This window comes from Acinetobacter sp. 22323, from assembly GCF_052044895.1.
Classification (GTDB): domain Bacteria; phylum Pseudomonadota; class Gammaproteobacteria; order Pseudomonadales; family Moraxellaceae; genus Acinetobacter; species Acinetobacter schindleri.
In genome coordinates this window covers 155,489-168,074 of sequence record NZ_JBQEOL010000003.1, presented here as the reverse complement: position 1 = coordinate 168,074, position 12,586 = coordinate 155,489, and the positions used below count along the sequence as shown (strand labels likewise).

General features: G+C 45.5%; 12 protein-coding genes and 4 tRNA genes. 13 read left to right on the top strand and 3 right to left on the bottom strand.

Annotated features, from left to right (window positions below; translation table 11 throughout):
• Positions 1 to 36 precede the first annotated feature (36 nt).
• Both pgeF and rluD read right to left on the bottom strand, forming a co-directional pair.
• Entirely contained in the window at positions 37 to 777 is a 741-nt protein-coding gene (gene pgeF / locus ACTJIX_RS03250; RefSeq protein ID WP_076753963.1) for a peptidoglycan editing factor PgeF, read from the bottom strand.
• Positions 778 to 817: 40 nt separating this feature from the next.
• Positions 818 to 1,870, bottom strand: coding sequence for a 23S rRNA pseudouridine(1911/1915/1917) synthase RluD (gene rluD, locus ACTJIX_RS03245; protein WP_076753965.1), 1,053 nt, complete (start codon positions 1,868 to 1,870; stop codon positions 818 to 820).
• Between the two features lie 71 nt (positions 1,871 to 1,941).
• Here rluD and ACTJIX_RS03240 point away from each other — a divergent pair, with 71 nt between their 5' ends.
• Both ACTJIX_RS03240 and ACTJIX_RS03235 read left to right on the top strand, forming a co-directional pair.
• Positions 1,942 to 2,931 (top strand): outer membrane protein assembly factor BamD, encoded by a 990-nt coding sequence (locus ACTJIX_RS03240; RefSeq protein WP_440611165.1) that lies wholly within the window; start codon positions 1,942 to 1,944, stop codon positions 2,929 to 2,931.
• 190 nt (positions 2,932 to 3,121) lie between these two features.
• Positions 3,122 to 5,026 carry a DNA primase gene (locus ACTJIX_RS03235; RefSeq protein WP_008307613.1) on the top strand — a complete coding sequence of 635 codons (1,905 nt, stop codon included), beginning with the start codon at positions 3,122 to 3,124 and terminating at the stop codon, positions 5,024 to 5,026.
• A gap of 65 nt (positions 5,027 to 5,091) precedes the next feature.
• Here ACTJIX_RS03235 and hemA read toward each other — a convergent pair whose 3' ends face one another.
• Positions 5,092 to 6,375 (bottom strand): glutamyl-tRNA reductase, encoded by a 1,284-nt coding sequence (gene hemA / locus ACTJIX_RS03230; RefSeq protein WP_103799682.1) that lies wholly within the window; start codon positions 6,373 to 6,375, stop codon positions 5,092 to 5,094.
• Positions 6,376 to 6,454: 79 nt separating this feature from the next.
• Between hemA and ACTJIX_RS03225 the strand changes: the two genes are divergently transcribed.
• From ACTJIX_RS03225 to panD, 11 genes are all read left to right on the top strand, one after another.
• Positions 6,455 to 8,167 carry a tetratricopeptide repeat protein gene (locus ACTJIX_RS03225; protein WP_034425016.1) on the top strand — a complete coding sequence of 571 codons (1,713 nt, stop codon included), beginning with the start codon at positions 6,455 to 6,457 and terminating at the stop codon, positions 8,165 to 8,167.
• 7 nt (positions 8,168 to 8,174) lie between these two features.
• Positions 8,175 to 8,756: a lipoprotein insertase outer membrane protein LolB gene (gene lolB, locus ACTJIX_RS03220; RefSeq protein ID WP_004891964.1), complete on the top strand. Its 582-nt coding sequence runs from the start codon at positions 8,175 to 8,177 to the stop codon at positions 8,754 to 8,756.
• A 22-nt stretch (positions 8,757 to 8,778) separates the two neighbouring features.
• On the top strand, positions 8,779 to 9,609 hold the full coding sequence (ispE, locus tag ACTJIX_RS03215; protein WP_312051447.1) for a 4-(cytidine 5'-diphospho)-2-C-methyl-D-erythritol kinase: 831 nt from the start codon (positions 8,779 to 8,781) through the stop codon (positions 9,607 to 9,609).
• Positions 9,608 to 9,682, top strand: a tRNA-Gln gene (locus ACTJIX_RS03210). Before ispE ends, ACTJIX_RS03210 begins: the two co-directional genes overlap by 2 nt.
• A 26-nt stretch (positions 9,683 to 9,708) precedes the next feature.
• Positions 9,709 to 9,783: transfer RNA gene (locus ACTJIX_RS03205), tRNA-Gln, on the top strand.
• Between the two features lie 18 nt (positions 9,784 to 9,801).
• Positions 9,802 to 9,876 (top strand) — tRNA-Gln (locus ACTJIX_RS03200).
• Positions 9,877 to 9,967: 91 nt separating this feature from the next.
• A tRNA-Gln gene (locus tag ACTJIX_RS03195) sits at positions 9,968 to 10,042 on the top strand.
• Between the two features lie 36 nt (positions 10,043 to 10,078).
• A complete protein-coding gene (locus ACTJIX_RS03190) occupies positions 10,079 to 11,032 on the top strand; it encodes a ribose-phosphate pyrophosphokinase (protein WP_048882398.1) in 954 nt (317 codons plus the stop codon).
• A 100-nt stretch (positions 11,033 to 11,132) separates the two neighbouring features.
• Positions 11,133 to 11,429 carry a 50S ribosomal protein L25 gene (gene rplY, locus ACTJIX_RS03185; RefSeq protein WP_004814908.1) on the top strand — a complete coding sequence of 99 codons (297 nt, stop codon included), beginning with the start codon at positions 11,133 to 11,135 and terminating at the stop codon, positions 11,427 to 11,429.
• A gap of 19 nt (positions 11,430 to 11,448) precedes the next feature.
• Complete coding sequence (gene pth, locus ACTJIX_RS03180) at positions 11,449 to 12,030, top strand: aminoacyl-tRNA hydrolase (RefSeq protein ID WP_440611164.1); 582 nt, start codon at positions 11,449 to 11,451, stop codon at positions 12,028 to 12,030.
• Between the two features lie 145 nt (positions 12,031 to 12,175).
• Positions 12,176 to 12,556, top strand: a complete 381-nt coding sequence (gene panD, locus ACTJIX_RS03175) for an aspartate 1-decarboxylase (RefSeq protein ID WP_005176160.1) — start codon at positions 12,176 to 12,178, stop codon at positions 12,554 to 12,556.
• The last annotated feature ends 30 nt before the right edge of the window (positions 12,557 to 12,586 follow it).

Here is a 12,586-nt window from a genome sequence, read left to right as displayed (position 1 = left end):
CTTAAAAACCAAGAATTTCAGTCAAGTTTAACATTTTCAAGCCATAAACACGAATGTTGCCATACGTCCGGTCTTGGCTTCACGGCGATAAGAGAAGTATTCATCTGCCTGACGGTAAGAGCACTGATCACCACCCAGCACAGTTTTGATACCATGCTGATTCAGGATATAACGGGCGATTGCATACAGATCGGCATAGTGCTTGCCTGCCTGCTCTCCTGCCTGAAATGCACTGTCCAGTTCAGGATATTTGGAACAGAAAGCTGCTTTTACTTCTGCGCCAATTTCAAAACACGGCTGACTAATCGCCGCACCGAGCCATGCCCAAGTCGGCGGAGTCTGCATGGCAGTAATTGTATTTTCCACAATCCCCCCTGCCAGCCCGCGCCAGCCTGCATGTAAATTGGCAACTTCTGTGCCATCTGCATTTCCCAGTACCACAGGTAAACAGTCTGCGGTCATCATCATCAAGGCGTGCGCTTTGCGCTGCGTGACCAGACCATCACCGATTAGCGCCTCAAATGGCATCTGCTCATTGATGGTATGACAAATCGTGCTATGGGTTTGGGTCATCCAGGTGATTTTATCCACGCCAAAAGGCTGGAAGTCTTTTAGCAACTGGATGCGATGTTTTTGCACACGCGCCGGATTGTCATTGACATGCAATGCCAGATTAAAGCCCGCCAATTCTGGCTGCTCCGATGGCTGTACCTGTTCATGATGAACACGGGTCTGCCCTACATAAACGCCTTGAGGCAAACCTTGTACAAATTGCATGTCTCTTTCCTTTTAATGACCAATGCTGGAAATGAAGAAATTAATAAGCCTTGTTTTCGCTGCGCAGTACTTCAACCAGATTGGTGAAATCTTCTGGCCACGGCGCATTAAAGGTCATTTCTTCTTTGGTCCGTGGATGTTTCAGACCTAAAGTCGCAGCATGTAGTGCCTGACGCTTAAAGCCACGCAAGGTATCTTCAAGCAACTGTGAAGCACTAGCTGGCATACGCACACGCGGCATATACACCTGATCACCTACCAGACCATAACCGATATAGCTAAAGTGCACACGGATCTGATGGGTACGACCAGTTTCCAGACGCGCTTGAACACGGGTAAAGTGCTGGAAGCGTTCTTTCACATTGTAATGCGTGACTGCATCCTTGCCACCTGGAAGTACGGTCATTTTGACACGATCTACCGGATGACGTTTGATTGGCTCATCAATGGTACCACCGGCAATGATGTTGCCATATACAACCAGATCATAAACGCGGTATACCGATTTTTTCTCAAGCTGACGGCTTAAAGAGAATTGCGCTTCAAGATTTTTCGCAACCACTAGTAAACCCGAGGTATCTTTATCGATACGGTGCACCAGACCGGCACGCGCCAGTTCTGCTGATTTTGGATAATGATGCAATAACGCATTCACCAAAGTACCAGAACTATTGCCTGCACCCGGATGCACGACCATGCCAACTGGTTTGTTGACCACAATAATGTCATCATCTTCATAGACGATGTCCAGTGGAATATTTTCAGGAAGGCTGCGGGTCTGTGCCTCAAGCTCGACATTTAATGTAAGCGTTTCAAAACCATCACATTTATATTTAGGCTTTACAGGCTGGCCATTGACCAATAAATTACCGTCTTTGATCCACTGTTTCAGCTTTTCGCGGGAAAAATCGCTCCATACGATCGCGGCAACCTGATCGATACGCTGGCCCAGATAGGTTTCATCCACTTGAAATTGCAACGCTAAACGTGTTGCAGTTGTGTCTGAAGTATGGTTATCTGCATCCTCAGAATCTTCAAGTAAATTAAAATCAGTTTCAGGGAAATTAGAATTGGAAGATTGTGCTTGACTCATTTGCTCATTCAGACAAAAGTGGTTTAATAGTGCAATTGTAGCTCATTGCCCGTATTAACAGAGGAATTTTTATGTCGCTACCACATTATAAAATGACAATGCTTGCAATTACGTTAGGCGTTGCATCGGCAATGGTAGGCTGTAGCAGTAATCCAACAAAAAAAGACGTCGTGGATAAAGGCCCTGAAGCCAGCGAACAGGTTTATATTCAAAAAGCACAAAAAGCGCTTGATCGTCAGCAATATAGTGACGCTGCACGTCAGCTTGAAGGTCTGGAAACCTATTTCCCTACCAGTCAGTATGCAGCTCAGGCGCAACTGGATCTGATCTATGTCAAATTCCAGCAAAAGGATTTTGAAGGTGCAGTAGCATTGGCTGAACGCTTCATCCGCCTGAATCCACAACATCCAAATGTGGACTATGCCTACTATGTGCGTGGTGTAGCCAACATGGAGCAGAACTATAACGGTCTGCTGCGCTATACCAAACTGAAACAGTCACACCGCGATGTCAGCTATCTGAAAGTGGCTTATCAGAACTTCGTCGATTTCATTCGTCGCTATCCTTCAAGCGAATATGCAGTTGATGCTGCTCAACGTATGAAGTTTATTGGTCAGGAACTGGCTGAGCACGAAATGAATGCGGCGCGTTTTAATATCAAGCGTAAAGCCTACCTTGCGGCTGTTGAACGTGCGCAATGGGTGATTGAACACTACCCACAAGTGCCACAAACTCCGGAAGCTCTGGCGACCATTGCCTACGGCTATGACAAGCTCGGTGATAAAGCGACTTCACAGCAATATATCGAAGTGCTGAAACTGAACTATCCAAATCTGGTGAATGCCGATGGTACCGTAAACCTGCGTGCAGCACGTAGTGAAGGCAGTTTCTTTAACCGTGCAACCTTAGGGATCTTCGGTAAAGAAGCGCGTACCTACTCAGGTTCTGACAATATTCCGGAACCAAAACAGGACCGCAGCCTGACCAATCGCATGTCATTTGGTTTGTTAGATCGTCCTAAAAACACGGAAACTGAACAGCCTGAGCCGACTGCTGAATAAGCCGACTGTTACAGGTGCAATTTTGCAAAGGGCAAGGTATCATACTTGCCCTTTTGCCATTTCTGAGCAGCGCTTGAACAAATCGTGCAAAAGGTATACAAAGGAATTTATATAGAGCCGGCTTAATTCCTACTCTTAATTTTTCAATGATTTACACCTTATAAACGCAGCACGAGAAGCTTAGCAAACCATGGCCATTCCTCAGCATACGATTGATCAGATTCTCGATCGCACCGACATTGTCGATGTGATTGGTCAATTCGTGAAATTAAAAAAAACTGGCCGTACCTATTCGGGCTGTTGCCCTTTCCATCAGGAAAAATCGCCTTCTTTCCACGTTTACCGTGACAAGCAGTATTTCCACTGTTTCGGCTGTCAGGCCAATGGGAATGCCATCCGTTTTTTAATGGACATTGGCAACCGTAATTTCATTGAAGTGATGAAAGACCTGTCCAGTCAGACCGGCATTGAATTACCTAAAGATAATCAGGAATCCAGCAAGCTTAAATATAAGCGTGAAGCCAAACCAAAACCGGTTGCTACGCCACCAGCAAAAACTGCAGATACATCTACAAATCCAGTATCCGAACAACCTGCTTATTTTGATCCATTTGCTGAAATTCAGGTACCTGAAGCCGAATTTTATACGGATGATCCTTTTGCCGCTTTTGAGCAGATGCCTGCAGCAGAAGCACAAGCGGATGGCAACTTATACGACCTGCTGGAAAATATCGCGCAGTTTTATGAGCGCCAATTACCCAACAGTCCAAGTGCCCAGCAATATTTTAAACAGCGTGGTCTAACCGCAGAAACGATTGCTTACTGGCGACTCGGTTATGCACCGGAAGACTGGCAGCACCTGGAAAAAGCTTTCCCGCAGGATATTGAAGGTCTCAAGCTCTTAGGTTTGATTCGTACCAGCGACAATGGTCGTGATTTCGACCTGCTTCGTGACCGGGTGATTTTCCCGATTCGAGATGCGAAAGGTCGCGTGGTCGGCTTTGGTGGCCGTGCGCTCAATGATGAAATCAAGCCTAAATATATCAACTCGCCGGATTCGGAAGTTTTCCATAAGAACCAGTTGCTGTATGGCCTGTATGAGGGCCGTAAGCAGAAAGCCCAAGAGTGGCTGATGGTCGAAGGCTACATGGATGTCATTGCCTTGCAACAATATGGCATTCATGGTGCTGTGGCGACACTGGGGACTGCCAGTAATACCGAACATCTGAATATCCTGTTCAAGCAGAATCATCGTATTACTATTGCCTTTGACGGTGATGCTGCCGGTCAGAAAGCGGCACGACGTACACTTGAGATTGCCCTGCCGTTACTCAATGATGGTCGTGAGCTGAAGTTCTTTGTACTGCCAAATGACCATGATCCAGATTCATTGATCCGTCGAGAAGGCATTGAAAACTTTCGCCGTCTATTAGATCAGGCTCCGCTGTTATCCGATTTTGTATTTGCTCATCTGGCCCAAAACCATGATGTGACCACACCTGAGGGTAAAAGCCAGGTCATGGCAGAGTTGCGTCAGCTAACCGAGCTATTACCAAAGCAAGGTTCTTATCGCTATCTGTTGCAACAGTTTTTCCGGGAAAAACTGGGCTTTAACCGCAAATGGCAACCCAAGGTTAATAATGACGCAAGCTTAAGCTTTAGTACTAAGATTGATGCTGAAGAATATGTAATTGCAATCTTGCTGAATCATCCCTATTTGTACATTCATTTTGAACCATTGCGTGCCTTGGTTTCACCGGACCAATTGCTCTATAAGATCTTGAATATTCTGAATGTGATTTTTGATGATCTACCAGATGATCCAGAATTGTCGACTTATTATGTACTCGGTGCCTGTGCCGCACATCACCATGAATTACAGCACATCCTGCAACATGCCAATGTCAGCGACTATACCTCTTCTCCTGAACAGGCAGACAAGCTGGCAGCTGATTTCTCGACCAAGCTGCAATATCAATGTTTAAAAAACAAGATTAAGTCGAAGAAATTTAGCAGTATTGAAGAAATGAAGAATCTGAAGTTGCAGATTTTTGAGATTGACCGGAAGCGTACGATGACACTGCTTGAAGAATAATTTTCTTATTTTAAGTTGAGTAATGGAGATCTGTAGATCTCCATTTTTTATTGGATCGAAAACATCTAGTGCTTTGGTTTACGGCGTTTTAGCATGACCTCATGCAAGGTATGCTGTACCATCTCAAAACAGCTCGGGTCTTCAGCCTTGGCGGCTTCACGCAGTACGATCGAAGTGGGATGCAGCAGCTTTTGAGTCAGACGATGTGATAAATCTGCCAGTACCTCTACAGCTAGATCACCTTTGGCAATACGTTGCATGGCATGGGCCAGTTCCTCTTCACGTAACTGTTCACCATAATCACGATAGGCATGAATAGTGTCACCTGCCAGATTTACTTTCTGTTGGGTAACCAGTTCAGTTGCCAGCTGATTGACCATTACTTCCGCTTCAACCGCCGCCTGACGACGCTGTGCCAGGTTTTCCTCAATCACGCTTTGCAGGTCATCGACACCATAGAGATAGACTCCATCCAGCTTTTCAACCTTGGCATCGATATCCCGCGGTACAGCCAGATCAACCAGTAGCATTTGCTGGTAACGGCGTTTCTTTAATGCCGCTTTGACATCAGCAAAATGGATCACCTGATGCAGACTACCTGTACAACTGGAAATGACATCAGCACGATGCAGGTTCGCTGCCAGCTGATCAAATTCAATAATTTCAACATCGACACGATGCGCGATTTCCTGTGCCAGACTTTCAGCACGTGCGCGGGTACGGTTGCAGATAATGACCTTACCGACACCCATTTCCGCCAGATGCTTGGCCACCAGGCTATTCATTTCACCTGCGGCAACAATCATGACGGTCAGTTTTTCTGGCTTGGAAAAAACCTGAATCGCCAGCTGTGCCACCGCATACCCCATCGATACAGCATGACTCCCCACTGCAGTTTCCGAACGCACACGTTTGGCTGCATAGAAGGCATATTCAAATATACGGTTGAGGTTTGGCGAAACGGTATGAGCTTCTTTAGCCAGGGATAAAGCGGTTTTTACCTGTCCCAGAATCTGCGGTTCACCTAACATCAGTGAATCCAGACCACTGGCGACACGCATCAGATGTGTAACTGCCTGAGCATTTTCATAGCGATACACATGGTTTTGCAGCTGCTTGACATCAACCCCATTTTTTTGGGCGAGCCAGTTCAGCACCATGTCGACATTGTCAGACATCGCGTAGATTTCAGTTCGATTACATGTAGACACCACCACCATGTCATTCAGCTCAGGGTGCTGGCTTTGTTCAGCAAGCAAGACACTTAATTTTTCAGGATTAAAAGCGACTTGTTCACGAAGTTCTACAGAGGCAGTTTGATGGTTGACACCCAATGCAAAGAAAGACATATCAGGTCATCATTTCACTAAATTTATGCTATTGTGCAACATCGGTGTCATAAAAAGCATTACTTGGATCAAGAAAAAATTGCGATATATCAACAGCCGTGGTCACGGCCATACAATTAAGCAATATTCTACCACATTCTTACTTGTGGGTAGCATGGCTTCCACTGCCCAGCTTCAGGCAGCAGGAACAGTTTACCATGCCAACCCAAATTATGAAGCAATAAAACAGAGTATGATCGCCGAGTTTGCTTTAGCTTCTAATGACATTCCAACTGCACTACATAACTATACTGTGCTGGCCATCAAGAGCAATTCCACCACAGTAAAACAGCGTGCCTTGAATGTTGCTTTGGAACATGATGATCTGCGTGCAGCCCTTGATATTTCGACACATTGGGTAGTTCAGGAACCACAAGATGTCCCAGCAATGTTCTATCTGGCGCATATCGCCTTAAAAGCCCACGAATATGAACTGGCAGCAGAAACCCTAGATAAAATTCTACAGATTGATGACAGTGCCGATCTGGAAGAAATTCTTGCAGGAATCGTCCCAACAGATACTGACGATCGAAATTATCTGATACAGGCACTCAGTTCCAGCAAAGCCAAAAATAACCCCTCTATTCTTGTCCTGGTCGCAGGACTGGAAGCCCAGAATGGTCAGTTTGAACAGGCACTGCTGACCATTAATCGTGCTCTAAAGAAGCGTCCCAGATCTACGGGCTATATTCTGCTGAAGGCCAATCTGTTACAGGCCTTAGATGACCAGGAACAGACCTTAAAATGGTATGAAAAAGCCAGCAACAAAAACCGCAACAATATCGAAGTGCGCCTGGCTGAAGTCAAATACCTGATCAAGCTCAATGAAACTAGATTAGCCCTGCAAAAACTGGAAACTATTCTAAAAAAATGGCCTACGCATGAAGAGGCCTTATTTATTGCAGGCCTGACCAGTATTGACCTTGAAGAGTACGACAAAGCAGAAAAATATTTGGTCGAACTGCGCTACTCAGATCAGTATCAGAATGAAGCTTATTATTATTTGGCGATTAATGCCGAGCGTAAGCAGCATTATGAAACTGCCAAGGCCTATTACCGTCTGGTGGATGGCAGCCTGTATACCGTTTCCAGGCGTAACATGATCTCTATCTTCAGCAAGCAGGAAAAACTGACAGATGCCCTGCGCTTCCTGACCCAGGAACGAGTTAATTATCCACAACATGCCAGTTTTCTGTATCTGGCTCAGGCGGACATCTTAAAAAAGATGGACAACAAGAAAGCTGCCCTGCGTCTACTGGAGGAAGCCAGCAACAATCTGCCAGATGATCCGGAACTGGTCTATGCTCAAGTACTATTGTTAGATCCACATCAGGATCGTCTTCTGCTCGATCAGTTGCTGAAACGCTTATTGAACATTGAACCGAATAATCCAGCTTATTTGAATGCCTATGCCTATACACTGGCAATGCAGAACCGTCGTCTGGAAGAAGCCCGTCGTTATGTCGAGCAAGCACTGGAATATGCTCCTGAGCAAGCCTCGATTTTAGATACCTTCGGCTTTATCTGCTATCAGCAAAATGACTTTGCTACTGCTGCTCTAGCTTGGGAAAAAGCTTACAACCTGAATCCGAGCGCAAAAATTGGCGTACGACTGGCTCGCTCACTGTACATGAACGGTGATATTGAACAATTCCAACAAGTCTTTAAACAATTACAACAAAATTATCCGGATGATCCTGAATTAAAGCAGCTTCATTCGTTATTGTTATCACCACCGATGAAAACGAGTTAATTCTATTATGCCTAAGCTTAGCCAGCTGGCCTGTTGCTTCCTTGCATCAGGCACTTTGATTCTGACCGGTTGTCAGCAGATCGCGCAACCCAAACAACCTGCCACATCGGCAATTCCAACTGCTGAAAATGAATTCCAGCTCCAAGGCAAGATTGGTGTGCGTACCCCACAACAAAGTGGCAGTGCCTTCTTCACCTGGGCACAGCAGCAGGAACAATTTGATATTGAACTGACGGGTATTCTGGGCGTAGGCAAAACCCAGATCACTGGCCAACCTGGTCAAGTTTCGTTGAATAGCGCCAAAACAGGTCTGATTAAAGCTGCTACACCAGAAGAGCTACTGCAACGTGCAACTGGCTGGCAGGCACCGATTACCCATCTGGTCGATTGGGTACAGGCTCGTCCTGCGACCAGCAATGCCCAATTGCAAAAAGATGATACTCAACGCATCAGCCAAATTATTGAAGATGGCTGGACCGTGGATCTCAGTTATGCAGCACAGGCACGTCTGCCAAACCGCCTGATTTTAAAACAGACACTTGGGAATGGCGGTGAAAACCGTATTACAATGGTGATTCAAAATCGTTAATGCATTTGATTGAAACTTAACCATGATTCGTGTTCTCTCGCCTTCTAAACTGAATTTGTTTCTCCACATTACGGGTCGCCGACCAGATGGTTATCATGAGCTGCAAAGTATTTTTCAGCTGATTGATTTGTGCGACTGGCTGGAGTTTGAGCAAACTGCAGATAAACAGATTCAGATTGAAGGGCTGGCATCTGTCGATCTGGAACAAAACCTGATCTATCGTGCGATTCAGGTGCTTAAACCTTATGCAAAAGCTTATTCGGGTCTAAAAATCCGTCTGGAAAAAAATATTCCGATGGGTGCTGGACTGGGTGGTGGTTCATCGAATGCTGCCACCACTTTAATTGTCGTGAACCAGCTTTGGGATTGTGGGCTAACAATTGAGCAGTTAGCTGAACTGGGTGTCAAGCTTGGTGCCGACGTGCCGATTTTTGTTTATGGCCGAAATGCATGGGCAGAAGGCATCGGTGAACACTTAACATTCATTGACTTAGATCAAAAACAGTTCATTGTGCTCAAACCTGACTGTTTTATCAGCACTCAACTGCTTTTTTCACAAAAAACGTTGACAAGAGACACGAAGAGCTCTAAATTTTGCGCCTATCAGATAACGCCATCTGATTTCGGAAATAACTTTGAGCCACTGGCAAGAAGCTTATATCCTGAAGTCGATGAAGCAATGCAGTATCTCGACCAGTTCGGTGTTGCAAAGCTTACAGGTACAGGTGCCTGCGTGTTTATCGAAGTAACTGAAAAGATGAATGTAACCAACATTCTTGAAAATGCACCATGTAAAGCTTACCTGGTGAATAGTTTACAAGAATCACCATTACGTCATTTTAAGGTTTGTTAGGGGTATCGCCAAGTGGTAAGGCAGCGGGTTTTGATCTCGCCATCCGTTGGTTCGAATCCAGCTACCCCTGCCATTTTTCACCTGTAGATGTACTGTAGTAGGGGCGTCGCCAAGTGGTAAGGCAGCGGGTTTTGATCTCGCCATCCGTTGGTTCGAATCCAGCCGCCCCTGCCATCTTACAGTCATCAAATTAGGGGCGTCGCCAAGTGGTAAGGCAGCGGGTTTTGATCTCGCCATCCGTTGGTTCGAATCCAGCCGCCCCTGCCATTTTCTCAAAAAAGACAGGACATGGTTTTGCAGTAAGAGTGTTAATTTACCTTGACACAATAGCGCAAAAATATTAAAGTTCTGCCGCATTAGGGGTATCGCCAAGTGGTAAGGCACCGGGTTTTGATCCCGGCATTCGTTGGTTCGAATCCAGCTACCCCTGCCATCTACTTCCATACATACCAACCGCCAAGGGTGCTTCATGCCCAATCTTGTCGTTTTTAGTGGAACCGCGCATCCACAATTCGCTCAAAAAGTCGTAAGTCACTTACATATTCCTCTAGGTGCTGCATCTGTTTCTACCTTTTCTGATGGTGAAATTGCTGTAGAAATCACTGAGAATGTACGTGGTAAAGACGTATTTATCGTACAACCTACTTGTGCCCCAACGAACGACAACCTAATGGAAGTCCTCGTGATGGCTGACGCGCTGCGTCGTGCAAGTGCTGGTCGTATTACCGCCGTTATTCCTTACTTCGGTTATGCCCGTCAAGACCGTCGTCCTCGTTCTAGCCGTGTACCAATTACCGCAAAAGTTGTTGCAGATATGCTGACGACTGTGGGTATTGACCGTGTAGTGATGATCGACCTTCATGCTGACCAAATCCAAGGCTTCTTCGATATCCCTGTAGACAACATCTACGGTACTCCAGCATTGCTTGCTGACTTACGTCAACAACAGCATCATAACCTGATGGTTGTTTCTCCTGACGTGGGGGGTGTAGTACGTGCTCGTGCTGTTGCGAAACAGATGGGTGATATCGACCTGGCAATCATCGATAAACGTCGTCAAAAAGCGAATGAATCACAAGTGATGCATTTGATTGGTGATGTAAAAGATCGTGACTGTGTCATTGTTGATGACATGGTGGATACAGCGGGTACGCTTTGCAAAGCAGCTGATGCATTGAAAACTTTTGGTGCTCGTAAAGTGGTGGCTTATGCAACTCACCCGGTACTGTCTGGTAAAGCGATTGAAAATCTTAAAAATTCTGTAATCGACGAATTGGTTGTAACTGATACCATTCCGCTTTCAGAAGAAGCTTTATCTCTTGGTAAGATTCGCCAGGTTTCAGTAGCAAGCATGGTTGCTGAAACAATTCGTCGTATTAACAACGAAGAATCTATTAGCGCAATGTTCGATTCTTATCTATAATATAGCGCTGAATTTCCAAAGCCCTGCCATTTGGCGGGGCTTTCTATCACCGGATCGGTCGCAGGTCCGGTTCATTTAAAACTTAAATAGGATGTCTATCATGGCAAACTTCGTATTAAACGCAGAAGCACGTGAAGTAGCACAACAAGGGAAAGGTTCGAGCCGCCGCCTTCGTCATGCTGCTAAAGTTCCAGCGATCATCTACGGTGGCGAAGCTGCTCCTGTAGCTGTTACTCTTGAACTTCGTGAGCTTGTTAAAGCTTTAGAAAGCAATGCTTTCTTCGAAGAAGTTGTTGAAATCAACATCGACGGCAAAACTGAAAGCGTTAAAATCCAAGCGCTTCAACGTCACCCAGCTAAAAACACACCTATGCACGCTGACTTCAAACGCGCATAAGTGTTAATGGTGTAGATTAGTGTCAAATATTTCACTGATTGTTGGTTTGGGCAACCCAGGTTCTGAGTATGCTCAAACCCGCCATAATGCAGGCTTCTGGTTTGTAGAACGGCTTGCAGATCAATATTGCATTAGCCTTAAAAAAGACCCTAAATTCAATGGATTCAGCGGTCGCGGCAATATCGAAGGTCAAGACGTCCGTCTCCTTCTACCTACAACATTCATGAACCTTTCCGGTAAAAGTGTTGTTCCTTTCGCCAAATTTTACAATATCGCACCCGAATCAATCCTGATTGCCCATGATGAACTGGATATGAATCCAGGCATTATTCGCCTGAAAACTGGCGGTGGTCATGGTGGACATAACGGTTTACGCGATATCGTGCCGCATATCGGTCCGAACTTTCATCGTCTACGCATTGGTATTGGTCACCCAGGTTCTAAAGACCGTGTTTCTGGTCATGTACTGAGTAAGGCACCGAGCAGTGAGCAGACTTTAATGGATGACGCGATTGCACATGCCATGAATCGCATCAAGATGCTGGTCAATGGTGAAGTACAACAGGCCATGAACCAAATCAATGCCTATAAACCAAACTGATCATTCTATAAATTGTTGAATAATCTTTCTTGCCATCTTACGCATTTCAGAGCAAAATGCGTTTGCTCGATTGTTCACCATACAGCAAGCAAGATTGATTTAACCAAATGATCAAACTCTTAGGTCAACTCAGGGGACGCTAGCCATGCTATCTCGTTTATTAAAATGCAAAATTCACCGTGCTTTCGTGACACATGCGGAACTTCATTATGAAGGTTCATGTGCAATTGATGGCAAACTTATGGATTTAGCTGGCATTCGCGAATACGAAGAAATTCACGTCTGGAACGTAACCAATGGCAAACGCTTTACCACTTATGCGATTCGTGGTGAAGACAATTCAGGCATCATTTCAGTCAATGGTGGCGCAGCACATCAGGCAGATGTCGGCGATATCATCATCATTGCTACTTTCGGTGATTTCACTGAAGTAGAAGCCAATGCGCATAAACCACGTCTGGTATATGCCAACCCGGACAACACCGTGAGCCACACAGCGAACTGTATTCCTGTGCAAGTAGCTTAAGTCCAAGATTTTAAAAAGCCCGCAATGATG